The organism is Cryptosporangium aurantiacum, from assembly GCF_900143005.1.
GTDB classification, from domain to species: Bacteria; Actinomycetota; Actinomycetes; order Mycobacteriales; family Cryptosporangiaceae; genus Cryptosporangium; species Cryptosporangium aurantiacum.
The window spans coordinates 262588-286958 of the sequence record NZ_FRCS01000007.1 but is presented as its reverse complement, the minus strand read 5'-3'; the positions used below and the strand labels follow the sequence as shown (position 1 = coordinate 286958).

Here is a 24371-nt window from a genome sequence, read left to right as displayed (position 1 = left end):
CGCTACGGCGTGAGGTCGAGGTAGACGACGCCCTTCGCGAGCAGCTCACGGACGATCCGGAAGCCCCAGTACGTCAGGTACTCCTCCGGGTCACCCTGCCGGTGTCCGGTCTGCCCGGCACCGGCGAAACTGCCGCTCAGGGCCGTGATTGCGTCCCAGAGCGACGGCCACTGCCCGGCCGTCCGCCAGAACAGCGACGAGTGGGTCGTCGAGCTCCGCACGCGACGGCCGGGGGTGCCGTACTCGAAGATCTTCGGGTCGTCCGCGGTGGTGCCGAGCCCGTGCAGCAGCGGTTGCAGCCGGTAGGCGCGCGCGAACGCCACCGCGCGGGGCGTCCCGGGGTGCACTTCGACGACCAGGCCACGTTCGATCAGGCCGTCGAGCCGCCGCGGGGCGTCCGGAACGCCGTCCCCCACCGCCGCGGCGGCCACCGCCGACCGGGTCCAGAGCTGCCCGCGGTGCCCCGTGCGGGCGAGTTCCCAGAGCCGGGCGTCGTGCTCGTCCGCGCGGTGGTCGTCGGACCCGATCCGCACGGCGTTCCCGCGGTACGAGCCGTCCGTCCAGTCGAAGCGGGGCCCGGCGTCGTGCCCGACCGCGAACACCCACCCGGCGGCACCCGGGTGACCGGGGTCGGCTTCCCACCGCGGGACCGCCATCACCGGTCCGTCCGGCCGGGCCGGGTCCCACGGCACCGACAGTTCTTCCTCCGGGTCCAGCGCGGTGAACGGGTCCACCGGCTCGGGCGGCGCGAGCGGCGGTCCGGCGTCGCGCGGGCCGGGCACCAGCGCGCTCACCGCCGCCGGTTGCAGCGCGGTGGTCCAGCCGGTCAGCAGCGCCGGGAGGGTCTCCACCGCGTGGCCGACCGCGGTGTCCTGCGGTACTTCCAGCGCCGCGCAGACCTCGGCCAGCGACCGGGTGGCGGCCGACCAGCGCCAGATCTCGTACCCGAGCTCGCTCAGGCTCGCCCACGCGCCGGCGAGCGGGCCGGAGCCGGCAGGCAGCCCGATCCGCAGGTGCCACGGCGTGCCGTCGCGCACGTTGCCCAGCCCGTACACCAGCGGCACCAGCCGGTACGCGGCGGCGAACGCCGGGTAGCCGGACGGGTCACCCGGCACCTCCGCGAGCAGCCCGCGGGCGAGCAGCCGCGCGACGACGTCCGGAGCGTCGCTGAGCGCGCCCAGCTCGGACGCGGTGAGCAGTGCGGGCCCGTGTTCACCCGTGCCGTGCGCCAGCAGCCAGACGGCGTGCTCGGCGTCGTCGAGGTGCACGGTCTGCGTGTCCAGCCGCACGTCGACCGTCGTCTGCACCACGCCGTGGTAGTGCCCGACCGGTGCCAGCCGCGGCTCGGCGCTCACGGGGTCGCCCGGTGGTCGAGGTAGGCCGCGCCGTGCGCGACCAGCGTCTGGACCGCCCCCAGGACGACGGTCAGGACCTGGTCGGGCTCGGTCTCCGACGGGTCGGTCCGGCCGGTGTCGCGCCCCGCCTCGGCCAGGCCTTCCGACGCCGCCCACAGGTTCGGCCAGAGGTGCGCCCACTCCCAGACCTCGAGGACGCGCGGCGTCGCGCGCAGCGCCACGACCAGCCCCGGAACGCCGATCAGGTCGAGGTCTTCCCCGGCCGGCCTGCCGAGACCGAGCAACAGCGGACGGAGCCGGTAAAACCGGGCGAAGTCGCGGGCGTCGTCGGTGCCCGGCCGCACCTCCACGACCAGGCCACGTTCGAGCAGCGCGTCCAGCACCGGTTCGGCGTCCGGGTGCCCGGCGTCGGCCGCGGCGGACAGGACCTGCGCGCGGGACCAGGCGCCGTCCCCCGCGCTCGGCAGCCCGTGCGCGAGCCCCCAGACGTCCACTTCGTCCTCATCGCTCAGGTGGACGGCTTCCCGCCCGGCCCGGACCACGTGGAAACTGGGGGGCGCGCCGCCGCCGGGGTGGACCGCCCCCAGATAGTGACCGACCGGGAACACGAGCGGGGCGTCTGCGTTCATCGACCTCGATCGTAGGGCGGCTGGTTCTGCTGGCTACAGTGGGCTCCATGGCGGCGCTGAACCGGACGGACGCGGAGGAGCGGGCCAGGGAGTGGGTGACGGGCGCCGCACCCGGTGCGGAGCCGGTGTTGCACGAGTTCGACCTGGGCTGGGTCATCTCGGCCCGGTACCCGGTGACCAGCCCTGACCGGCTCGGTGTGCCGAGCATGGTGCTCGACCGCGAATCCGGGGCGCTGGTCGTCGGCGGCACGCTGCCGCCGGAGAGCATCGCGGAGTGGTACGCGCGCGGTTTCCGCCCGCCGCCGCAGCCCGAGCCTGCCGGGCCGGTGCCACGCCAGTTCCCGGCGACGATGAGCAGGCTGACGGTCGCCGACCGCAGCTGGGTGGCGCGCAGCCGACGGTCGGACACCGACCGGATCGTGCACCCGATCGTGTCGACGTTCTTCGAGGCGATGCCGGCGACCTACGCCGAGCGCGGCGCCGTGCGCTCCGCCGAGGCGGCGGTGTTCTCCGAGTTCTTCCTGGCCGAGGAGGTCGCCAGGCACGAGGCCGGACGGCCGCCGCTGGCGCTGGCCGACGCGCGGGAGCTGGTGCGGGGTGCCCGGCTGGAGACCTTCCGGATCACCGAGGACGCCGACCCGAGCAGCGGCACGATCGTGCGGTCGTCGCTGCCGGTGCTGCTGTTCCTCGACTTCCTCGGTCTGAGCCCGGAGGCCGCGGCGACCGGGGACTGACACTCAGACGCGGTCGAGGCGGGCCGCGTTGGGCGCCAGCAGCGCCGGCAACGCGTCCAGCAGCGCGTCGAGCAGCCGACGCGGGTCGGCCAACTCGTCCGGCGCGTCGGCGGCGGCGACCCGGCAGGCGTCCCACAGGGTGTTTTCCAGGTGGCCCCAGCTGAACACCGCGTACAGCACCGCACCGACCCGGGCCACCGGCTGGCCGGGAAGGCCGATCTCGTAGGTGTCCGGGTCGTCGGCGACGTTGCCCAGGCCCAGCATCAGCGGCTCGAGCCGGTGCGTCCGGGCGAACGCCACCGGATCGTCCGCGCCCGGGCCGACCAGCGCCAGCAAGCCGTCGTCGACCAGACCGGCGAGCAGGTCACCACCGTCCGGCAGGCCCGCGGCGCCGAGGACCGCGTCCACCGTCACCGGCCCGTCGCCGGGTGACCCGTGCGCCAGAGCCCAGATCGTGAAGCGGTTCTCCGGCATCCGGACGACGTCCGGCCCGACGCGGACCCGGTAGACAGCACCGGCCGCCTCGGCTGCGCCTCCGAGCGAGTGCCCGATCGGCAGCAGGACCGGTTGGGTGACGACGGGCTGCATGCCGGAAACCCTATCGAGCGGGCAGCACCGCCAGCGCAGCGAGGCCGACCAGCAGCGCGGCCGTCACCACCAGCGCCACCGAGAGCCCGAACGCGAGTCGGCGCAGCCGCTCGATCGTGGCCGCGTTCGCGGTGGCCAGCGCGGTCAGCTGGTCGAGGGCCCCGGCGACCTCCTCGACCTGGTGCCCGACCGTGTCGGTGCCCGCGGACGTCGTCCGCATCAGCTCGCCGACCTGCCGGGTCAGCCGCTGCCGGTCCGCGCGGTCGTCGCCGAGCAGCTCGTCGAGCGAGCGCATCCGGACGTCGAGCGCCGCGATCGTCTCCCGCAGCTCCGCGCCGAACGGGGCGAGCGTGGGTTCCACCGCGCGTTTGGTGATGTCGGTGACCGCGTCGCTGAGCAGCGTCACGGTCTCCTGGTGCACGTCCCTGGTGGTCGTCAACGGTCTCCTCCGCTCAGATCCGGGTGCCGGCTCAGCGCGTCCAGGCGCGCGAGCCGGGTGGACGCCCGGTCCCGTCCCTCGGTGGCGCGCACCCGGTCGTCCGGGTGCGGGTCTTGTTCAGCCGCGGCGATCTCGGTGGCCAGACCGTCGGCGAGCCGCGCCAGCTCGGCGTGCAGGTGCCCGGCGTACAGGTCGACGGCGTCGGCGACGGCCTGCGTGCCGCGGTCGCGGCTGAGCGTCCAGGCCGCGGTGACCAGCGCCCGGTTCGCCTCCGCGTCGGACCGGCGGCGCCGGGGGTCGAACAGCACCCGGAACCGCTGCCACCCGGTCCGCCACTCGGTCGCGGCCATCGCGGCGTCGACGCCGGCGGCGCCGAACGGCTCCTCGTCCCAGGTCAGTTCCAGCGGGCCGACGCCGCGGCCGGGCAGCCGCGCGGCCAGTTCCGCGGCGAGCGCGGCGCAGTCGGCCGCGAGGCGGTCCCGCACCGCGTGGTTGAGCTCCTCGATCCCGGTCGTGAGCCGCGGCCGTCCGGCGGCGAACGTCCGCCGGTTCGTCAGGCCCCGCACGATGTGGTCGATCTGCGCGGTTCCGCCGTCGAGCAGGTTCGTCGTCCGGCCACGGAGCCAGGGCTCGCCCCAGTCCGCGGCCCGCAGGTCGCCGCGGAGCGTGTCGAGCTGCGCGAACTCCTGGCGGAGGGTGCGCAGCCGGGTGATCCGGCCGTCCTCGGAGTCCGCGAGCCGCTGCAGCCGCCGGAGGTGTCTGCCGTGGACGTCCTCCAGCACCCGCTGCGTGCGCTCGATCCAGGACCGCAGCAGCGTCCGCCGGGTGATCAGGACGTAGCGGCCCAGGTCGTCGGCGAGCGCGCGGAAATCGTCGTTGAGCTCGCGGAGGACCTCGGTGAAGTACGTGCGCGGGGGCTCGTCCCCGGATGCCGCCAGCGCGTTCTCGACGGTCTCCCGGACCCGGTCGGCGTCGCGTTCGACGACGCCGCGGCGGGTGATCACGAAGAAGTACCGGGCCGGGTCGCCGGTCCCGAGCCGCTCGCGGAGGAACGCGAGGTTCGCGCTGTCCTCCCGGCTGGCCGGTTTCGCCCCGTCGAAGCAGTAGACGACCGCGCTGTGCCGCTGGTCGCGGACCGCGCGGTGCGCGGTCAGCCGGTGGTGCGGCACGGGTGCGTCGGTGCCGGGCGTGTCGACGATCGTGACGTGACGCAGCAGCGGATGGGGCACGCCCACCCGCAGCGTGTCGACCCGCAGCGCGAGCGCGGGATCGCGGGTGAGCTCGGCGAACGCACGCTCGGACGCGAGCGACCCCGGCCACTGGTCGGGCACCGTGGCGAACCGCCGCACGGTGACCTCGGCGGGCACCGACAGGTCGGTGAGGCGCGGCCGGTCCGGGCTCGGCGCCAGATACGCGTAGAGCGCGGGGTCACCGGCCAGGTCGAGGATCTTCCACAGTCGCCAGAACGCGGCCTGGCCGTCGAGCCGGTCGGGCTGCGGCGCCAGCGGGTGGAACACGCAGTCACGCGCGCGCACCGACCGGTCGCGCAGCCACCGGCCCAGCGCGCGGATGTTCTCGACGTGGACGCGGACCTGGTTCGGCTCGGCGCCCGGGGAGAGCAGCCGCAGCTCGACCTCCGGCAGCCACGTCACGTTCAGCCCGGGGCGGGGCGCGTACTCGACCCGGTTGACGGTCGCAGTCGTCGGACGCGGGGCGGTGGGCAGCAGCGCGGTCCCGGTCCGGACGCCGAGCAGCGCGTTGATCAGCGACGACTTGCCGGACGAGGACTGGCCCAGCACGGCCACCTCGAGCTGGTCATCCAGGACGCCGGACCGGATCTCGGCCAGCGCGTCCCGCTCGCTGGCGGTGGCGCCGAGGACGTCGTCCGCCAGCGTGGTGTCGAGGAGCGTGACCAGCTCGTCGCGCAACTCGGCATAGGACCGGCCGAACGCGGCCGGAGGCGCGTCGTCGCGCGGCGGCCGGACGCCGGCGTCGCGGACCGCCTCGGCGTTGTACCGGTCGACGGCGGCCCGGACGTCCCGGTCGACGAGCGCGCGCAGCGCCTCGGCGGGCCGGGCGGCCTGGGCCAGCCGGGTGATCCGGGTCAACCGGTCGTCCAGCTCGATCACGCCGGGACCGTCCCGCTCGATACCGAGCAGGTCGGCGAGCAGGTGCAGCGAGCCGAGCCAGTCCGGGTGCCTGGCCATCAGCGCCATCGTGCGGCGGCGGGCGAACTCGGCGCCGAGCGCCTCGCGGCTGCGGACCGCCGCCGCGCCGAGCGCGGCCGTCCACCGGTCCGGTGCGGTGCGGGTCCGGAGCAGGGCGACGCAGCGCAGCACGGTGTCGCGCTCGGGTCCCGGCCGCGCCAGCCGCCGCACGGCGAGCGGAACGGCCAGTCCGACGTCGAGCCCGGGAACGGCCAGCTCGTCGACGCTCGCCGCGGCACCGGCGATCTCGGCGTCCCGGCGGTTCTCGATCAGCACCAGCGGAACGTGCCGCAGCGCCTCCAGGGCCTGCGCGTCCAGTTCGGTGATCCCGCGCCGGGGCACCAGGTAGAGCACGCCGACGCCGGGTTTGCGGGCCTCGTCCAGCGCCGGGCCGGTCAGGTCGGCGACGTCGTCGAGCCCGGGGCAGTCGACGATCCGGACGCCCCAGTCCCGTAGCACCGCGGAGGGGACGGCCGCCCGGACCCGGCGCAGCTCGGGCAGCCGGTCGAGGTCCGGAGTGTCCAGCGGCGCGCGGACCCACTCCGCCGGGTCGCTGACCGTGCCGCCGAGCCCCAGCCACAGTTCGGGCTCACCACCGTAGGCGTACTCGACCGGCACCGGCGTGCCCGGCCCCGGACGCTCGGCCAGCCCCACCAGGCCACGGACGCCGTCGGCGAGCAGCGCGGAGGTGAACGCGGTCTTGCCCGCGTCGGCGGGGCCGAGCAGCACCAGCGTGCACTCGGGGACGACGCCCAGCCGGAGGCGGTGGCCGGTGTGTTCCGCGGCCTGGTAGGCGGCGCGCACGGCGGCCGGGAGAACGGCGATCGCGGCGGCATCACCGTCGGGCCCTCCGGCGTCGGCGAGGGTGTCGAGGAGGGACGGCGCGGTCACGGTTGGCGATTCTAGGGAGTTATGACCCGAATATGACGAATTTGGTGGCCGGGGTGGGTCGTGGGTTTCCGGATCGGTCCCTCGATTTCGGACCACACGCCTCATCCGCACCGTCAGGATGGGCGGGTCGCCCCCTGGAGGATCAACAACCGTGAGCAGCCCGCACACCCCCGACAGCAGTTCACCCCCGCCCGGCTACGGTCCGTCACGGCCGCCGTCCGTCGGCCGCGCTCCGATCCTGGCCGGCCTCGCGGGCCTTCTGGTCGGGGTGTTCGTGGTCGGGATCGTGTGGCTGGGCACGGCGCTGATCGGCGGCGGCGACGACCACGAGGGCGCCGCCGCCGACGCGGCCGCCTCGTGCCGGATCCTGGAGCGGATCGACGCGACGAACTCGGACTCGCTGGACCTGCCGTACGCGTACCGGATCGGCGCCGCCGCGCAGCTCGCGGCCGCGGCCGCCGAGGACGACCGCCGCTACCAGGTCCTGTCCCGGGACACCCACGCCGCGTCGCAGGCCATCCAGTACGCGGACGCCGCGACCGCCAGGAACGAGATCGCGCAGGCGCTGGCCACCTGCGAGGGCCTCTGACCGCGCTGTTGCGCCAGTCCATTACTGTGACCTGTTGTCCACCCCTAGCCGACCGGCTAGAGGCGGGTCGCGCGTATCGGGGACGCGGGAGGGCCGAACAGCGTGGTACTCGAGGCACATCGGACAGACCTTCGAGCCCTGGGTGACCACACCGCGTCACACAGATCCGACCGTCCGTCCTGGCGCCGCGAGATCCTGCTCGTGATCGCGTTCCTCGTGCCCTACGACCTCATCCGGATGGTCGCCAGCGACGACCGCGGCCCCGCCCTCGCGCACGCCCGCGCGATCCTCGGCCTCGAACGGCACCTCGGCCTGCACGTCGAGGCACCGCTCAACGCCGCGGTCACCGGCGTGCGCTGGGCCGAGCTCGCGACGTCGTTCTGGTACGCCGGCCTGCACTACCTCGTCACACCGCTGGTGCTGATCGCGCTCTACCGCTTCGCACCGGAGCGGTACCGGCCGGCCCGGTCGGCGCTGATGCTGGCGACCGCGGTCGCGCTCGTCGGTTACCTCGCGTATCCCACGGCACCGCCGCGGATGCTGCCCGGCTACGTCGACACGATGATCGCCACCGCGGACGTCGGCTGGTGGCCCGACCACAACTCCGCGGGCCTCAACCAGCTCGCCGCGATGCCGTCGATGCACGTCGGATGGGCGCTCTGGTGCGGGCTGGTGCTCGCCGGGCTGGCACGGCACCGGTGGCAGCGGCTGCTCGCCCACGCGTATCCGCTGGTCACGACCGTGGTCGTGGTCGCGACCGCCAACCACTGGACGCTCGACGCGGTCGCCGGCGCAGTGCTCGTCCTCGGCGCTTGGTGGCTGCTCGTCCACCGCCGGCGGGCGGTGCGGGCACCGGAGCCTGTGGGGCTCCTGTGAACTAGCCAGGCAAAACGTCGAACCGCGTCATCTGTCGAGGCGTCTGGGCAGCGGGGCCAGTACGCAGCACAGCACTCGGCGGAGGATGACTCAGTTGCAGAAAAGATGGACCATCGGCGCCGTCGTCGGCGTCGCGGCGCTCGCGATCACCGGCACCACCCTGGTCGGGGTGTCGTCCGCGAGCGACAAATCGGCGGGTTCCGCACCCGGCACGATCGTCTGCCCGGACGTCCGGGCCGCGCTGCCCGCCGTTCCGGCGCGGGCCGCCGCCGAGGTCGACCGGAACCTCGCACAGCTCCGGACCCAGATCGACGAGGCCAACAAGCGGCTGGTCAGCTCGCAGGGCGAGGGGGGTAAGAACTTCGTCCAGAACGCGATCCTCGGGCCGTTGAAGGACAAGCGGACCGCCACCATCGACCGGATCACGATCGCGATCGGACGCGCGGCACCGCGTCCGAACCTCGACGTGGCGACGCTGGCCACCTGCCGCGTGCAGGGCGCCGGGAACACCGCGGCACCCACTGCCTCCTCGTCCGCGTCCCCGTCCGCGTCCAACCACGGACACGTGCAGACCGGTCCGGTGCCCGCGGACTTCATCCCGATCCGCAAGGTCCGGCCGACCCGCAGCACGCTCGCCAGGACCACCCGCCGCGGCTCCGGCGGCACGTTCACCGCGCGCTGCGGCAACAACGAACGCGGCCACTTCAACTCCGACAACGTGATCGTCGCGCCCGGCGTCGGCAACGGCGCACACCACCTGCACGACTACGTCGGCAACACCACGACGTCCGCCGCCTCCACCGACCAGAGCCTGGCCGCCGGACGCACCACCTGCCGCGACCGCGGCGACCTGTCCAGCTACTACTGGCCGGTCATCCGGGACATCACGAAGACCAAGAACCAGAAACGCGTCCCGGGCGAGCTGGACTCCGACCTCAACGTCGGCAAGGTGCTGCGGCCCAAGGTGACGATCACCTACTCCGGGAACCCGTTCTCCAAGGTCGTCCCGATGCCCCGGTTCCTGCGCGTGCTGACCGGTGACGCCAAGTCGTTCACGAACGGCGGCGCCAACCAGCGGGCGAAGTTCACCTGCCAGGGCTTCACGAACCGGATCAGCACCGACAAGTACACACTCTGCCCGGACGGCCGCGGGTTCACCCGGATCGCGGAGTTCCCGAGCTGCTGGGACGGCAAGAGCACCGACAGCGCCAACCACCGCACGCACATCCTGTTCCCGGACGCGGCGGGCAAGTGCCCGCGCGGCACGGTCGCGGTGCCGAAGCTGACGATCACGCTCACCTACAACGTCCCGAGGGGCCCGTCGTTCGCCACCGACGGATTCCCCGAGCAGCTGCACAAGCCGATCACCGACCACAACGACTTCATCAACGTGATGTCCCCCGCGTCGATGAAGCGGGTCGTGAACTGCCTCAACGCCGGCCGCCGCTGCTGATCGCCGCGCGCCCGCAAGCCGGTAACTCCGCTTGCGGGCGCGCAGTCACCCCGCCGGGATGAGTCTCCCGGCGCCGCTGACCGCCAGGGTCGAGGGCACGGGGGCGAACCTGGAGGCGCAGATGAACGGTTGGCTGATGTGGGGCCTGATCCTCCCCGTCCTCCTGGTCGTCGCGGGGGTGATCGCGATTCGCCGCCGGAACGGTCGATGACCCCGTCGGAACGGTCGATGACCGGAGCCGTCACACCGGCCAGTCGACCGAGAAGAACTGGGTCTCGCAGAACTCCTCCAGGCCGACGCGCGCACCCTCGCGGCCGATCCCGGACTGCTTCATCCCGCCGAACGGCGCCGCCGGATCCGACACCAGGCCCCGGTTGACGCCCACCATCCCGGCCTCGATCCGCTCGGCGAGCCGCAGCGCGCGGCCGAGATCACCGGCGTACACATAGGCGGCCAGGCCCATCTCGGTGCCGTTCACCTGCCGCAGCAGGTCCTCCTCGTCGCTCCACGCCACGATCGGCGCGACCGGGCCGAAGATCTCCTCGTCGAGGATCGCCGCACCGGCGGGCACGTCGGCGAGCACGGTCGGGGCGAGGAACCAGCCCTTCGACTCCGGGACCGCGGCGGTCGCCGCCACCCGGGCACCGGTCGCCACGGCGTCCGCGACCAGGGCCGTGACCCGGTCGACCGCGGCGCCGGAGATCAGCGGACCGATCTGTGCGCCGGTGTCGGCCGGACCCACGGTCAGCGCCTCGACCCGGGCACCGAACCGGGCCGTGAACTCCGCGACGACGTCGGTGTGCACGTAGAACCGGTTCGCCGCCGTGCAGGCCTGACCCCCGCCGCGGAACTTCGCGACCATCGCGCCCTCCACCGCCGCGTCGAGGTCGGCGTCCGCGGTGACGACGAACGGCGCGTTGCCGCCGAGCTCCATCGACGTGTTCACCACCCGGTCGGCCGCCTGCCGCAGCAGCAGCTGCCCGACCCGGGTCGAGCCGGTGAACGAGATCTTGCGGACCCGCGCGTCGGCCAGCCACGCGCCGACCACCCCGGCGGCGTCGGTGGACGGCACCAGGTTGACCACGCCGTCCGGCACCCCGGCCTCGGCGAGCAGCCGCACCACCGCGATCGCGGTCAGCGGGGTCTCCGCCGCCGGCTTCAGCACCACCGTGCACCCGGCGGCCAGCGCGGGCGCGATCTTCCGCGTCGCCATCGCCGCCGGGAAGTTCCACGGCGTGACCAGCGCCGCCACCCCGACCGGCCGGTGCGTGACCAGCGTCCGCGTACCCCCGGCGGGCGACGGACCGAAGTCCCCGCCGGTCCGCACCGCCTCCTCGGCGAACCACCGGAAGAACTCCGCCGCGTAAACCACCTCGCCGCGCGCGTCCGCGAACGACTTGCCGTTCTCCCGGGTGACCAGCGTCGCCAGGTCGTCGGCGTCGCGCAGCATCAGCGCGTGGGCCCGGTGCAGGATCTCCGACCGGCTCCGCGGCGGCAGCGCGCGCCAGCCCGCGAACGCGGCCTGGGCGGCGTCCACCGCGGCGATCGCGTCCCGGCGGTCGGCGTCGGCGACCGCCGCGATGACCCGGCGATCGGCGGGGTCCTCGACATCGAACAGCCCGGCGCCGCCGCGGCGGTGTTCGCCGCCGACGATGAGGGCGCGAGTCGGATCCAAGGCGTCGACGAGGGTCTCGTCGGGGCACACGGTCATGGTTCCAGGGTTCGCGGCGTCGCCTATGCTGTCCAATACCTGTTCGTCATCGTTCTCATGCCCGGAAGGCATACGTGGAGCTCCGCACCATCGCCTACTTCGTCGCGGTCGCGGACGCCGGGACCGTGAGCGCCGCCGCCGACGCGGTACGGGTGACGCAGCCCGCGCTGTCCCGGCAGCTCCGCGGCCTCGAACGCGAACTCGGCGTCGACCTGTTCGAGCGGGCCCAGGGCCGGCTGCGGCTCTCCCCCGCCGGGCGCGCGCTCCTCCCCCACGCCCGCGACCTGCTCGAACGCGCCGACGCGCTGCGCGTCGCCGCGGACCTGCAGGCCCGCGGGCGGCTCGCCCGCGTCACGATCGCCGCGCCCACCACGACGCTGACCGACGTCGTCTCGCCGTTCCTGGTGACGCTCGCCCCGAACGATCCGGTGCCCGCCGTGTTCGCGTCCGACGGCCTTACTCCGGACGACGCCCGGCGGCGCGGCGCCGACCTGGTGCTCACCGCCGGGCGACCGCACCCGCCGTTCGCGTCCCGCCCGCTGCCGCCGCTGCCGGTCTGGGCGTACGTCCCACCCGGACACCGGTGGGCGGCCGAACGCTCGGTGACGCTCGGGGCTCTCGCCGACGAGGACCTCGTCGTGCTGCCGCCCGGGCACCCCGCACGCCAGGCGTTCGACGCCGCGGTGCTGGCCGCGGGTGTCGCGCTACCCGCCGCCGTCGAGGCGAGCAACGGCACGGTCGCGCAGGCACTCGCCGCCGCCGGGCGTGGGATCGCGGTCGTCTCCGACGATCCGCGGTTCGACCTGATACCGCTGGCGGTCGTCTCTTCCGGAGCCGCGCCGGTCAGCGTGCACCTCTCCTGCGCGTGGGACGCCAGGCATCCGGCCGCTGCGGTGCTCGCCGACCTGGCCGCCCGGATCGAACGCTACGTCGTGGCGAGGTACGGGTATGGGTGAGCGTCGTCGTGTCTGGGCTTGTTATTTTGGACGCCGCGCGGCGCGGTGCATCCGGGCGGCCAGCGCGCGCAGATGTGTCCGGAGTTCGGCGGGTTCGAGCACCTCGAAGTCGAAACCGAATGTGCTGACCCAGACCGCGAGCTGGTCGAGGTCGTCGGAGCCGATCCGGACCGTGCAGGAGTCGGAGCTCCGCTCCTCCACGACGCCGAGCCAGGCCGGCACCTCCGCCCGGACGGCGTCGGGCGTGCCGTGCAGGACGAGGACTGCCTCGTACCGGTACGGCGCCCGGGCCAGCGCGTCATCGAGGTAGGCCGCCAAGTCGTCGGTGGGCAGCGGTCGCGGCGCGAACCGCGGCCCGCCGGGCGTGCGGACGCGCAGCCGGTCGACCCGGAACGTGCGCCAGTCGGTGCGGGCGACGTCCCAGCTCAGCAAGTACCACCGGCGCCCGGCGTTGACGAGACGGTACGGCTCGACCTCGCGGATCGTGGCCTCCGCGGTGCCGCTGGTGTAGTCGAAGCGCAGCCGGGTCGTGTCGCGGATCGCGGTGGCGATCGTGACCAGCGTCGTCGCGTCGACCGACGGGCCGCGGCCCGGCAGGCTGACCACGGCGTCGCTGAGCGTCGCGACCCGGTAGCGCAGCCGCGACGGAAGCACCTGGTCGAGTTTGGCCAGTGCACGCACGGAGCTCTCGGCGATCCCGGTGACCGCGGCCCCGGACGCCGCGCCGCGGAGCCCCACCGCGACCGCGACCGCCTCGTCGTCGTCGAGCAGCAGCGGCGGCAGCGCGGCGCCTGCGGCCAGCCGGTAACCCCCGCCGACGCCGCCCACCGCGTCGATCGGGTAGCCGAGCGCGCGGAGCTTCTCGACGTCACGGCGCACGGTGCGGGCGGTGACGGCGAGTTCGCCGGCGAGCGCGGTCCCGGTCCACTCCCGATGGGTCTGCAGCAGACCGAGCAGGCGGAGCAGGCGCGCGGACGTGTCGAGCACGGTTCGATTCTGCCTCGAATCGCGGACAGGAGTTGACCGCGATTGTTCCTACGGTCGTGGTGTTGCCGCTCCCCTCCCCGATCGGAGAGACACCATGACCGTGCTCGTCACCGGCGCCACCGGAAACGTCGGCAGGCCGCTCGTCGACCGGCTGCTCGCCGCCGGCCACCCGGTACGCGCGCTGACCCGCGACCCGGCCAGGGCGAACCTGCCCACCGGTGTGGACGTCGTCGCCGGGAACCTCACCGACAGCGACGCGCTGCCGCAGCTCTTCGACGGCGTCACCGCTGCGCACCTGATCACGTTCGGCGACGACTACGCCCCGCTGACCAACGGCGCGGAGATCGTCGCGGCCGCCGCGAAGGCCGGCGTCGAGCGCGTGACCGTGCTGAAGGGTGACCTCGAGCGCAGCCCGCTGGAGCAGTCGCTGGACGACGGCGGGCTTCGGTGGACCGGGCTGGCGCCGGTCGAGTTCATGTCGAACACGCTCGGCTGGGCCGACGCGATCCGCGCCGAGGGCGTCGTCCGGGAGGGGTTCGCGCAGTCCCGCAGCGCGCTGGTCCACGACGGGGACATCGCCGCGGTCGCGGCGACCGTGTTGACCTCGGACGGGCACGACGGCCGCGAGTACTGGCTGACCGGGCCCGAGGTGCTCACCCCGGTCGACCAGGTCCGGATCCTCGCCGAGGTGCTGGACCGGGAGATCCGGTTCGTCGAGCTGTCCCGGGACGAGGTCGTCGCGCAGTGGCGGGAGCAGGGGTTCGGCGCGGACGACATCGAATTCTTCCTGACGATGCGCACCGACCCGCCGGCTGCGGGCTACACGGTGCTCCCCACCGTCGAGGAGGTGACCGGCGTCCCGGCCCGCACCTACGCCCAGTGGGTGGCCGAGCACCGCACGGAGTTCAGCGACCGCGGGTGACCGGCGCCGACTCGGCGAGCAGGCGCCGGAGCTCAGCGCCGGGCGGCCCGAACCCGGCGCCGGCCTGGCGCCGGCTCAGCTCCCGGCGGTCGGCGACGTGGTCGAGCGAGCAGGCGAACCGCATCGTCTGCCGCAGCAGGTGCTGGTGGTAGTCGAGCAGCACCGCCGCGCGACGCCGCTGCGGGGTGTCGGTCGGTAACGCGGTGAGCAGGTCGCAGTACCGTCCGGCCAGCCGCGACGCCGCCCGCGCCCAGATCCCGACCGTGTCCTCGCCGCTGGACAGCGCGGCCAGCGCGTCCTCGGCGACCGGTTGCAGCGCGACCGCGTCCCGCAGTGTCGCCGCGAGCGTCTCGTCCACAGTGGTGACCGCCATCGCCGCCCACCTCCGGCCACCACTCTCCGCCGCCCCGCGGCGGGGGTCAAGCGCCCCGCTGGGCCTGTCCGAGCACCACCCCGGCGACGACGCTCAGCGCGGCCACGAGCGCGAGCACCAGCGCGAGGATGACCCAGGTCCGGCCGCTGAGCCCCTCGTCGTCGTGCGACCAGGCAGCGATCCGGCGCCGCACCTCCTCGGACGAGAGCGGCTCGGCGGGGCCGGACGGGAACGGGGCGGGCTCGTCGTCGGGCGCCGCGTGCCGCCCCCGGCGCCGGCCGCCGCTCGTCGCCGAGGTTCCCGTCGTCCGTGACCGGCGCAGGGACCGGCTCACCAACCGTCTGCCGCCGGTGGTGGTGAGGCCCCGGCTGCCGGACGCCGCCCGGAGCACGTCCTCCTCGACCCGCAGCGGGGTGTTCGCGCGGCTCAGCCAGTCCGGCCCCAGTTCCGCCGCGGCCGCGGCCGCCAGCAGCAGCGCGAACTCCTTCGCGGACTCCGGCCGCTCGGACGGCTCCCGGCGCAGCGCGTGGCCGACGACCGTCGCGAACCGGTCAGGCATCCCGGCGGGCAGCTCGGGGCCGCGGTAGATCTGGTGGTGCAGCATCTCGGGCACCGGTAGGTCCACCGGGTACGGCGGCCGCCCGGTGAGCATGTGGTAGGAGATCCCGGCCAGCGCGTAGACGTCGGTGGCCGGCCGTACCTGCTGCCCGAGGATCTGTTCGGGGGCCGCGTACCCCGGCGTGCCGACCAGCGAGCCGCTGGTCACGACGCTGCCCTCGAAGATCTTCGCCAGGCCGAAGTCGGTCACCTTGGCCGCGCCGTCGGCGGCGAACAGCACGTTGTCGGGCTTGACGTCCCGGTGAACGATGCCGCGGGTGTGCGCCGCGTGCAACGCGTCGGCGATCGAGAGCGCGATCGCGCACGCCGCCTCCGGCGGTAACCCCGCCTCCAGCCGGTCGGTCAGCGTCCCGCCCGGGCAGTGCTCCATCACCAGGACGCAGAGCCCTTCGTCGTCGGCGTAGTCGTGAACGTGGACGACGTGCGGATGGTCGAACGCAGCCATCACCTGCGCTTCGGCGAGGAACCGGCGCTCGACGGCAGCGTCGTGCATCGACAGGACCTTGATCGCGACCGGCCGCCCCAGCTGGCGGTGGCGCCCTTCGAGGACGAGACCGAACCCGCCGCTGCCGACCTGCTTGCCCAGCGCGTAGGACGGGAGCGCAGCGGCGATCTTCCCCCGGTCGAACGGCACCCGGGCAGCCTAGCCACCGGACACTGTTCGGAAAAACGTTCCGCGTCGGAGGCGTTAGCGAACCTCCGCGAACGGACGCGCACCGGCCGGCCGGGCGACGCTGTACCGCAGGTGCAGCACGCCCGGCCCGTCCAGAACGCGCCGCAGTTCCAGCTCGACGTGCTCGGCCGGCAGCTCCTCGAACAGCCGGCGCCCCTGCCCGAGCAGCACCGGGATCAGGTGCACCTCGAGCTCGTCGAGCAGGCCGGCCCGCAGGCAGGCCTGCGCGGTCGCGGCGCCGTGCACCATGATGTCCCGGCCGCCGGCCGCGGCTTTGGCCTGCCGGACGCACGATTCGACATCGGTGACGTAACGCGCGGACCCGGGCGCGGGCTCGTCGGGCGGCGCGTGGGTGAGCACGAAGATCGGCACGTTGTCGTGGTGATCGCCGGCCCACTGGCCGGCGGACTCGAACGTGCGCCGACCGGTGATGACCGCGCCGGTGGCCATCATCTCGTCGAACACCGTCGCGTTGGGCTCCGCGACGGGCCGGTACGAGGACGGATCCACCGAACCGGCCGCCAGCCACTCGTGCAGCCGTTCGCCGCCGACGCCGAGCCCGCGGTCCCTGTCGTCGTCCGGGCCGGTGATGAACCCGTCCAGCGACATCGACATGTACAGCACGACCTTGCTCGTCATGGTTTCTCCTCCGGGGTCCGGGCCGGCGGGGTGACCGCGAGCCGGGCGTCCGTGACGTTGTCGAACCGGGTGTCACCGCCCCGGATCAGCACGTAGTGCTGGGTGATCACGGCCTGGTACGGCTGGAGCGGCCCGAGGTCCTCCGGTCCCAGCTGGTGACCGGCCGGCAGCCGGGCGTTGAGCAGGGCGAGCGCCGCGCCGCGAGCGTCGTCGTCGTCCGGGACGGCCTCGGCGGTCGCCTGCAGGTAGAGCGCCTCCGCGCCGCCGATCGGCGCGGAGGAGTCGAAGACGGTGATCGCCACGCCCGGCCGTGCGGCGATGTTGCGAGAGTGTCGGCTGTCCGGTGCGGACACCCAGACGACCCGGTGGTCGCCGTCGGCCGCGTAGAACACCGGGGTGGCCCACGGCCGGCCCTCGCCGTCCGCGGTGCCGAGGACGAGGTAGTGGTGCGCGGCGAGCAGGCGCGGCACGGCTTTCCACATCGGCGTCACCCGATCCGGCGCAGGTACAGGACGGCCGGGCCCGATCCGAACGGCGCCGCGAACTCGGCGGTGCCCGCCGCGTCGATCGTCCGCGGGTCGGCCGTGGACGTGTCGCGGGAGGCGACACCGAACCATTCGACCGCGTACGAACCGGCCGGCAGGTCGACGGTGAACGCTCGCCCGTCGCCGTGCGGTTCCAGGACGAGGTACTCCGACCCGGGGTTGACCAGCGCGTAGCCGGTGGACGCGGTGGTGCGATCGGGCTGCGTGTCGATGAGGTTCAGGCGTTCGGCGTAGCGGCGGGTGTCGCCCATGGCCCACCGCGCGGGCTCGTACAGCTCGAACGGTGGCTCGCCGGTGTCGGCGGGCGACGCCCCCGCGGGCTCCAGCCCTCCGATCAGGCCGAAGTCCATCAGGATCGGGTGGTGGCCCCGGAGGAACGACTTCCAGGCCCACAGCGCGTCACCCTGTCCCGGCGCGTAGTGGTCGGTGTCGCTGAGGATCACCTTCGCGCCGTCGGCGACCGGCGGGTCGGCGAACCACTGGGACGGTGGCTCGCCGGGCGACATCGGGTGCCGCCCGTTGCTGAAGATCTCGTCGTCGTACCCCGGGGAGATCCACTCGGCCGCGCTGCGCAGCAATGGTTCGTTCACCCTCGTCTGCTCGGCGACCGGGAACTGCATGGTCATCCCGATCGGGTGCACCGGGTAGCCGCACGCCGCCTCGTGCTGCTTGACGACGTCGATGACCCAGTACTGCCACTCGGTGGAGTCACCCCACACCGGTGGCTCGTCCATGCCCAGCGCCTTCGCGAACTCCTCGCTCGCTGCTCCGCCCCCGGCGGACTCGTTGGCGACCTCCCACAGGACGTTCGGCAGGTCGTGCACCGTGTCGACGACCTTGCGGACGTACGCCGCCTGGAGGTCCCGCACCGTCGGGTCCAAGGGCTGGACCTGCAGGTCGTCGATCGAGGTCACCGACGTGCCGTTGACGTTGTTCCCGGCGTGGAACGGGTGGCCCTCGACGTGGTCGGGCGCCGGGCTCAGGTGCAGCGCCCAGCCGTCGAACAACATCACGCCCACGTAGATGCCCGCCTCACCCGCGCGGATCACCCGGTCGCGGAGCCGGTCGAAGAAACTCTCGTCGAAGCGCTCCAGGTCGAACCGGGGTTTGCCGTCCTTGGCGGTGCCCGGCCCGGTGCGCGCCCAGGGCTGCGGCTCCATGTTGAGGTGGTAGTTCCCGCCCGCCGCCTGCGAACGGAACTGTTCCCAGCGCCAGAGCCGGATGAAGTTGTGGCCGCGGTCGGTGAGGAACCGCAGGTAGGCGTCGTAGTCGAGCTGCTCGGGCTCGGCCGGGCCCTCAGGTCCTGGCCCCATGCCGTCGTGCAGGTTGTTCCAGATGTGCGATCCGGTCAGGTACACCGCACGGCCGGCGCGGGGGCCCGACGTCGGGGTGAAGTAGCGGGGGTTCCGGGTCGCGACGGCCAGTGGCCCGTCGGCACGGAGTGATGTCGTCGTCATGACGTCAGCCTCGACCACGCCGATCCACGGAACATCTGCCATCTGGCCGACGCAGAGGCCATCGTGGTCCCGTGACCGAGGTACCCACCAACCTGCAGAGCCCGCTGACGTCGTTCGTCGGGCGCCGGACCGAGCTCGAGACCGCGGGCCGGCTGCTGGCCCGCCATCGGCTGGTCACCGTGACCGGGCCCGGCGGCGCGGGCAAGACCAGGCTGGTGACCCGGGTCGCCGAGGGCCAGAACGGCCGCTACGCCGACGGCATCTGGTGGGTCGACCTGTCGGCTGCGGCCGGGGACGGTGCGGCGGTGGCGGAAGCGGTCACCGACGCGGTGGGCGTCCCGATCGTGGGACCACCGTTGTCCGCGCTGACCGTCCACCTCGGCGGGCACCACGCGCTGCTCTGCCTGGACAACGCCGAGCACCTGCTCGATCCGATCGCCGAGGTGGTGCAGGCCGTCCTGCGGAGCTGTCCACGCGTCACGGCCCTGGTGACCAGCCGCGAACCGCTCGGTGTGCCGGGCGAGGCGATCCTGGCCCTCCCTCCGCTGTCGGACGACGACGCGTTGGCGCTGTTCGCCGACCGCGCGCGCCTGGCCGAGCCCTCGTTCGTGCTGGACGAGACCAACGAGGCCGCCGTCCGGTCGATCGTGGCGCACCTCGACGGCATCCCGCTGGCGTTGGAGCTGGCCGCCGCGTGGCTGCGGACGCTCACGCCGCAGCAGGTCGAGGCCGGTCTCGAGGACCGGTTCACGCTGCTGGTGCGGGGACCGCGCGGCGCCCAGCGGCGGCAGCGCACGCTGGCGGGCTCGATCGACTGGAGCCACGCACTGCTCGACGACACCGAACGGGCCGTCTTTCGCCGGCTCGCCGTGTTCACCGGAACGTTCAGCCTCCCGGCGGCGCAAGCGCTCGGGGCCGGGGGCGTGGTTCCCGCGGCCGCGGTGCTGCCCACGCTCGGGCGCCTGGTGGACAAGTCGCTCGTGGTGGCCGACGAACACGACGGTGCGTACCGATACCGGCTGCTGGAGACCATCCGGGCCTACGGGATGGCCCGCCTCGTCGAGGCCGGTGAGGAAACCGCGCTGCGCGGCCGGCATCTCGACTGGTACCTGGAGTTCGCCGAGTCGATCGAGGCCGAGCGGGAACGCGACACCGACCGCTGGCGGCGGGCGCTGCTCCTGGAGTACGACAATCTCCGGGCTGCCCTGGAACGCGGGCTGGCGGCCGACGACCCGGACGCCGGTCGGCGGCTGGCAGCGGCGCTAATGTGGCTGTGGCACCTCGACCGGCACGGCCGGGAAGGGGTCGGCTACCTGCGCCGGGCCATCGACCGCGCCCCCGACGAGCGATCCGGGCTGCAGGCGCGCCTGCTGACCGGCCTCGCGCTCGTCCTCGACACCACCAGCCCGCTCGACCTGGAGTACGACGCCGCGACCCGAGCGGTGGACCTGGCCACCGAGGTCGGCGACGACGGCCTCCGCGCGCTGTCGCTGACCCTGTCGGCGGTCGGCGCGTTCTACACCGACTTCGACGCGGCGTGGCACCTGTGCGAACAGGCTCACCGCGCGGCGCGAGCGGGCGAGGTCCGCTTCGCCCGCGGCGGCGCGCGAGCGCTGCAGACGATCATCCTGCACCTGCGTGACCGGCACGCTGACGCGCGGACGACGTTCGACGAGGCCGTCCGGCGGGACCTCCGGCACCACCGGGGCGTGTTGTCCACCGTGCTCGCGTTCCAGGCGTCCGGCGCCCTGGCGATCGGTGAGCCGGCTCGGGCGCTCGACCTCGCGACGCAGGCACTGCACGTCGCCGAGCCGTTGGACGACTATCTGCGGGTGGGCTCCGCCCGCTCGGCCCTCGCCCGGATCAGGGCGCTGACCGGCGACCTGGCCGGTGCGGCCGAGGCCATCGCTCCGGTGGTGCGCTCTGTGGACGGTGTGGAGGGCGAGGTGTTCATCCCGTTCTTCGACCGCGCGATGGCCGCGCTGGCACTGCGCCGCGACGACCCGGGTGCTGCCGTTGCCCGGCTCCGCCCGGCCGCCCGCTCCACCGACCGTGGGCTCGAGACCTGGGTGGCCGGCCAGGCTCTGCCCGAGCTCGGCGCCGCGCTGATCATCGCTGACCAGCCCGACGAGGCCTCGACGATCCTGGGCAGCGCGCTCGTCGTCGCCCAACGTCTGGGGCTGCCCGCATCGCTCGCCGAAGCGTACTCAGCGCAGGGAGAACTCGCGGCGGCTTCCGGCGAGCGGTCACGGGCCCTCGACCTGCACCACGAGGCGCTGGCCATCCGCGTCGAACACGGGCTGCGCGCCACCCAGCCGGACAGCCTGGAGGCGTTGGCCCAGCACGGAGCGGCGATCCGGCCGAGCCTCGAGGACGTCCGCGCCCTGTACGCGGCCGAGTCGGCCCGAGCTGCCCTGGGCCTGCCGCGCCCACCGCACCAGCAGCGGGCGTTCGAGGCGACCGCCGCGGAACTGCGTGACGCGCTCGGCGTCCCGGCGTTCGACGAGGCCGCGGCCGAGGGGGCGGGCCGCACGCTCGACCAGGCCGTCGCCGACATCCGCCGCGCCCGCGGTCGCCGCGGCAGGCCCGCGACCGGCTGGTCCAGCCTGACCCCCACTGAGCTGCAGGTCGTCCGCCTCGTCGCCGAGGGGCTCACGAACGCCGAAGTCGGTGCCCGGTTGTTCATGAGCAGGGGCACGGTGAAGACTCACCTGTCGCGCGTGTTCGCCAAGCTCCACACGGCCAACCGCACCGAGCTCGCCACCGCGGCCGCCGAACGCGCGGCTGCCCTAGACGCGCGGCCGGTTCCACCAGAGTGACAACCCGACCCCGGTGGCGATCAGCGCGGTCGCGCCCAGCACGAACCAGACCGTGACCTCGATGTCACGCCGCTGCAGGCCGATCTCGCTCGGCAGGTCGGAGAGGACGTCGGCCAGCTGGTCGGCGTCCTCGGCCTGGAAGTACCGGCCGCCGGTCAGGTCCGCGACCCCGGTGAGCGCGTCCTCGTCGATCTGCTGGACCCGCCTGCCGCCACCGCGCGGGCCGCCGCCCCAGTTCCCGCCGGTCGCGTCGCCGCTGATCTGGTCGGGGGTGCAGACCATCGGGGCGGGCTCGGTGGTGCCGAAGCCGATCGTGAACACCCGCACCCGGCGGGCGGCGGCCTGCTCGGCCGCGGTGACCGGATCGATGCCCTGGGTGTTCGAGCCGTCGGTCAGCACGACGATCGAATCCGGCTCGTAGTCACCGAGCGGCCCCGGTGAACTCGGCGCAGCCCCGTTCGGCGCGCTGTCGCCCAGGTCGACGCCGCTGGCCGCGACGTCCGGGTTGATCTCGGCGATCGCGTCGATCGCGGTGAGGATCGCCTGCCCGATCGCGGTGCCCCGCGCGGTGGTCAGCGAGTCGATGGCCGCGAGCAGCGCGTCCTGGTCCGTGGTGGGCGCTACCAGCAGCCCGGCGATGCCGGAGAACGCGACCAGGCCGATCCGGACGCCGTTGTCCTGCGACTCGATGAACGCGCGGGCGGCGTCGCTGGCCACCGCCAGCCGGTTCGGCGCGATGTCGGTCGTACACATCGAACCGGACACGTCGATCGCCAGCAGGATCGTGCTCTGGTCGGTCGGCACGGTCACCGAGGCCTGCGGACGGCTCACGCCCGCGCCGAGCGCCAGCAGACCGGCGAGGAACAGCACCACCGGGACCCGCCGCCGCCACGCCGATCGTTTCGGTAACGCCGCCCGGATCAGCGCGACGCTGGAGACCTGGATCGCCGTCCGCCGCCGGCGCCGGTTCAACCACCACCGGGCGACCAGAAGCAGCGGCACGGCCAGCAGCGCGACCAGCGCCCACGGCCAGTGCAGCGACATCACACGATCCTTCCGTGCCAGCGGGTCATCAGGAGCGCACCGGCCACCAGCAGCACGAGCGCTACGGCGGCGACCGGGGCGGTGAGCTCGAGCGGTTCCTCCTTGCTGGTCAGGCGCAGGTCGATCGACCGGGTCGTCTCGGCGAGCCCGTCGGCGTCCTCGGCGCGGTGGTACGAGCCGCCGGTCGTCGCGGCGATCGACGTGAGCTGCGGCTCGTCGAGTGCGGTGGCGAGCTGGTAACCGTCGACCTCGACGGTCGCTCCCCGCGCGGTGCCCACCCCGACGGTCTGGATCCGCACCCCGGCGGTTGCGGCGAGGTCGGCCGCGCCCTGCACGTCGGTGCCGCTGGTGTTCTCGCCGTCGGAGAACAGCACGATCGTCGCCGACGGCCAGTAGCCGAGGTCGGGCGCGGGCGCGGCGGATCCCTCGGCAGGCAGGCTCACCGGCTTCCCGGTGATCGTGCTCAGCGACGCCAGGATCGCCTGGGAGAGTGACGTCCCGCCGGTGCCGCCGACCCGCTTGATCGCCGCGAGCGCCAGGTTCCGGTCGTCGGTCGGCTCCTGCGTCATCAGCGCCTGGTCGCCGAAGACGACCACGCCGACGTCGACCGAGTCCGGCTGGTCCTCCACGAACGACGTCGCCGCCTCCTGCGCGGCCGCGAGCCGGTTCGGCTTCAGGTCGTCGGCCTTCATGCTGTTCGACGCGTCGAAGACCAGGACGACCGTGCCCGCGATCCGCGGGACGGTGACCGTCGCCTCCGGACGGGCCAGGCCGACGAGCAGCAGCGGCAGCGCGGCGAGCAGCAGCGCGTACGGCAGGTGCCGCCGGAGCGCGGCCCGGCGCGGCGAACCCGACCCGGCCAGACCCGCTGCCGCGAGCGCCGCCGTCCGGCGTCGCTGGAGCAGCACGTACGCCACGACCGCCACCGCCGTGAGGAGCACGGCGGCCGCGAGCACGAACGGGTAGTGGAGACTCACCGGCGCCTCCGGCGCGAGTCCTGGACGAGCCCGACCAGCGCCGGGACGACGCCCTCGTCGGTGGTGATCCGGTGGGAGTTCACCGCGGCCCGGTGCATGCCGTCCTCGACCGCCTCCTCGCGGGCCCGGACCTCGGCGCTCAGCTGCCGTTGCAGGATCGGGTCGCTGGTGTCGACCAGCACCTGTTCGCCGGTCTCGGCGTCCTGCACCAGGATCAGCCCGACGTCGGGCAGCTCGAGCTCAACCGGGTCGACGATCCGGACGACGACGACCTCGTGCCGGTGGGAGAGCATGGTCAGCGCCCGTTCCCAGCCCGGGTCGCCGATGAAGTCGGAGACGACGAACACCAGGCTGCGGCGCCGGGACGTCGTCGCGGCTGCCAGCCGCAGCATCGCGGACAGGTCCGTGGTGGTGCCGGGACCGGTAGCGTGCTGCGGCCGGGTCAGTTCGGCGGCGAGCCGGAGGATCTGGTTACGGCCGGTGCGGGGCGGGATCACCTGGTGCGACCCGTTGTCGTAGAGGATTGCGCCGACCCGGTTGCCGCCCTGGGAGAGCATCTGCGCCAGACCCACCGTCAGCTCGGTCGCGAGCGACTCTTTGCCCTGCTCCGAGCGTCCGAACCGCATCGAAGCCGACCGGTCGACGACCATCCAGGCGGTCAGCTCCCGGTCCTCGGTGTACTGCCGGACGTACGGCTCGTCGAGGCGCGCGGTGACGTTCCAGTCGATGTGCCGGACGTCGTCCTCGGGGACGTACGCGCGCAGGTCGGTGAAGTCGATCCCGGCGCCCCGCCACACCGTGCGATACGACCCCTGGAGCCGCCCGTCCAGCCGACGGTGCAGCTTCCACTCCAGGCGCCGCAGCAACCGGTCGGGGGCCGACGCCATGC

Annotated in this window: 23 protein-coding genes; 8 read left to right on the top strand and 15 right to left on the bottom strand. The window is 73.8% G+C overall.

Features of this window, described 5'->3' with window-relative positions:
• Positions 1 to 2: 2 nt before the first annotated feature.
• Complete coding sequence (locus BUB75_RS24205) at positions 3 to 1355, bottom strand: hypothetical protein (protein ID WP_073260077.1); 1353 nt, start codon at positions 1353 to 1355, stop codon at positions 3 to 5.
• Positions 1352 to 1984: a hypothetical protein gene (locus BUB75_RS24200; RefSeq protein ID WP_073260076.1), complete on the bottom strand. Its 633-nt coding sequence runs from the start codon at positions 1982 to 1984 to the stop codon at positions 1352 to 1354. The genes BUB75_RS24205 and BUB75_RS24200 overlap by 4 nt, the downstream gene beginning before the upstream one ends.
• Before the next feature lie 47 nt (positions 1985 to 2031).
• Here BUB75_RS24200 and BUB75_RS24195 point away from each other — a divergent pair, with 47 nt between their 5' ends.
• On the top strand, positions 2032 to 2718 hold the full coding sequence (locus BUB75_RS24195; protein ID WP_073260075.1) for a YwqJ-related putative deaminase: 687 nt from the start codon (positions 2032 to 2034) through the stop codon (positions 2716 to 2718).
• A gap of 3 nt (positions 2719 to 2721) precedes the next feature.
• Here the strand turns inward: BUB75_RS24195 and BUB75_RS24190 are convergent, their stop codons facing one another.
• Genes BUB75_RS24190 through BUB75_RS24180 form a run of 3 tightly spaced genes read right to left on the bottom strand, consistent with a single transcriptional unit; the run spans position 2722 to position 6843 of the window.
• Entirely contained in the window at positions 2722 to 3306 is a 585-nt protein-coding gene (locus BUB75_RS24190; protein WP_073260074.1) for a hypothetical protein, read from the bottom strand.
• A 10-nt stretch (positions 3307 to 3316) separates the two neighbouring features.
• A complete protein-coding gene (locus BUB75_RS24185; protein ID WP_143175373.1) occupies positions 3317 to 3745 on the bottom strand; it encodes a hypothetical protein in 429 nt (142 codons plus the stop codon).
• Positions 3742 to 6843, bottom strand: coding sequence for a dynamin family protein (locus tag BUB75_RS24180; RefSeq protein WP_073260072.1), 3102 nt, complete (start codon positions 6841 to 6843; stop codon positions 3742 to 3744). The genes BUB75_RS24185 and BUB75_RS24180 overlap by 4 nt, the downstream gene beginning before the upstream one ends.
• Positions 6844 to 6994: 151 nt before the next feature.
• On the opposite strand from BUB75_RS24180, the gene BUB75_RS24175 reads away from it, so the two are divergent.
• The 4 genes from BUB75_RS24175 (at position 6995) to BUB75_RS46430 (ending at position 9972) form a co-directional block, all read left to right on the top strand.
• A complete protein-coding gene (locus BUB75_RS24175) occupies positions 6995 to 7432 on the top strand; it encodes a hypothetical protein (protein WP_073260071.1) in 438 nt (145 codons plus the stop codon).
• Positions 7433 to 7633: 201 nt separating this feature from the next.
• Positions 7634 to 8308, top strand: a complete 675-nt coding sequence (locus BUB75_RS24170) for a phosphatase PAP2 family protein (protein WP_143175372.1) — start codon at positions 7634 to 7636, stop codon at positions 8306 to 8308.
• Positions 8309 to 8393: 85 nt separating this feature from the next.
• Positions 8394 to 9761 (top strand): DUF1996 domain-containing protein, encoded by a 1368-nt coding sequence (locus tag BUB75_RS24165; RefSeq protein WP_073260069.1) that lies wholly within the window; start codon positions 8394 to 8396, stop codon positions 9759 to 9761.
• Positions 9762 to 9819: 58 nt separating this feature from the next.
• The gene (locus BUB75_RS46430) at positions 9820 to 9972 is read left to right on the top strand and encodes a hypothetical protein (RefSeq protein ID WP_178379965.1); all 153 of its coding nucleotides are present in this window, start codon (positions 9820 to 9822) and stop codon (positions 9970 to 9972) included.
• A gap of 30 nt (positions 9973 to 10002) precedes the next feature.
• Here BUB75_RS46430 and BUB75_RS24160 read toward each other — a convergent pair whose 3' ends face one another.
• A complete protein-coding gene (locus BUB75_RS24160; RefSeq protein ID WP_073260068.1) occupies positions 10003 to 11472 on the bottom strand; it encodes an NAD-dependent succinate-semialdehyde dehydrogenase in 1470 nt (489 codons plus the stop codon).
• 74 nt (positions 11473 to 11546) lie between these two features.
• On the opposite strand from BUB75_RS24160, the gene BUB75_RS24155 reads away from it, so the two are divergent.
• Positions 11547 to 12428, top strand: coding sequence for a LysR family transcriptional regulator (locus tag BUB75_RS24155; RefSeq protein ID WP_073260067.1), 882 nt, complete (start codon positions 11547 to 11549; stop codon positions 12426 to 12428).
• Between the two features lie 21 nt (positions 12429 to 12449).
• Here BUB75_RS24155 and BUB75_RS24150 read toward each other — a convergent pair whose 3' ends face one another.
• Positions 12450 to 13415, bottom strand: coding sequence for a helix-turn-helix transcriptional regulator (locus BUB75_RS24150; RefSeq protein ID WP_073260066.1), 966 nt, complete (start codon positions 13413 to 13415; stop codon positions 12450 to 12452).
• Between the two features lie 94 nt (positions 13416 to 13509).
• Here BUB75_RS24150 and BUB75_RS24145 point away from each other — a divergent pair, with 94 nt between their 5' ends.
• Positions 13510 to 14337, top strand: coding sequence for an SDR family oxidoreductase (locus tag BUB75_RS24145; protein ID WP_073260065.1), 828 nt, complete (start codon positions 13510 to 13512; stop codon positions 14335 to 14337).
• On the opposite strand, the gene BUB75_RS24140 is transcribed toward BUB75_RS24145, so the two are convergent.
• Genes BUB75_RS24140 through BUB75_RS46425 form a run of 5 tightly spaced genes read right to left on the bottom strand, consistent with a single transcriptional unit; the run spans position 14321 to position 18642 of the window.
• Complete coding sequence (locus BUB75_RS24140; RefSeq protein WP_073260064.1) at positions 14321 to 14710, bottom strand: hypothetical protein; 390 nt, start codon at positions 14708 to 14710, stop codon at positions 14321 to 14323. The two genes, BUB75_RS24145 and BUB75_RS24140, sit on opposite strands and share 17 nt — an antisense overlap.
• Positions 14711 to 14756: 46 nt before the next feature.
• Entirely contained in the window at positions 14757 to 15962 is a 1206-nt protein-coding gene (locus tag BUB75_RS24135) for a serine/threonine-protein kinase (RefSeq protein WP_073260063.1), read from the bottom strand.
• Positions 15963 to 16016: 54 nt separating this feature from the next.
• Complete coding sequence (locus BUB75_RS24130; RefSeq protein ID WP_073260062.1) at positions 16017 to 16640, bottom strand: dihydrofolate reductase family protein; 624 nt, start codon at positions 16638 to 16640, stop codon at positions 16017 to 16019.
• Entirely contained in the window at positions 16637 to 17122 is a 486-nt protein-coding gene (locus BUB75_RS24125; protein ID WP_178379964.1) for a pyridoxamine 5'-phosphate oxidase family protein, read from the bottom strand. The genes BUB75_RS24130 and BUB75_RS24125 overlap by 4 nt, the downstream gene beginning before the upstream one ends.
• A gap of 5 nt (positions 17123 to 17127) precedes the next feature.
• A complete protein-coding gene (locus tag BUB75_RS46425) occupies positions 17128 to 18642 on the bottom strand; it encodes a hypothetical protein (protein WP_178379963.1) in 1515 nt (504 codons plus the stop codon).
• 71 nt (positions 18643 to 18713) lie between these two features.
• Between BUB75_RS46425 and BUB75_RS24115 the strand changes: the two genes are divergently transcribed.
• Positions 18714 to 21461, top strand: a complete 2748-nt coding sequence (locus tag BUB75_RS24115; RefSeq protein WP_073260059.1) for a helix-turn-helix transcriptional regulator — start codon at positions 18714 to 18716, stop codon at positions 21459 to 21461.
• Here BUB75_RS24115 and BUB75_RS24110 read toward each other — a convergent pair.
• From BUB75_RS24110 to BUB75_RS24100, 3 genes are read right to left on the bottom strand one after another with little or no spacing between them, the layout of a single operon-like run.
• The gene (locus BUB75_RS24110) at positions 21432 to 22505 is read right to left on the bottom strand and encodes a VWA domain-containing protein (protein WP_073260058.1); all 1074 of its coding nucleotides are present in this window, start codon (positions 22503 to 22505) and stop codon (positions 21432 to 21434) included. The genes BUB75_RS24115 and BUB75_RS24110 overlap by 30 nt on opposite strands.
• Complete coding sequence (locus tag BUB75_RS24105; protein WP_073260057.1) at positions 22505 to 23482, bottom strand: VWA domain-containing protein; 978 nt, start codon at positions 23480 to 23482, stop codon at positions 22505 to 22507. Before BUB75_RS24105 ends, BUB75_RS24110 begins: the two co-directional genes overlap by 1 nt.
• Positions 23479 to 24369: a DUF58 domain-containing protein gene (locus BUB75_RS24100; RefSeq protein WP_073260056.1), complete on the bottom strand. Its 891-nt coding sequence runs from the start codon at positions 24367 to 24369 to the stop codon at positions 23479 to 23481. Before BUB75_RS24100 ends, BUB75_RS24105 begins: the two co-directional genes overlap by 4 nt.
• Positions 24370 to 24371 lie beyond the last annotated feature (2 nt).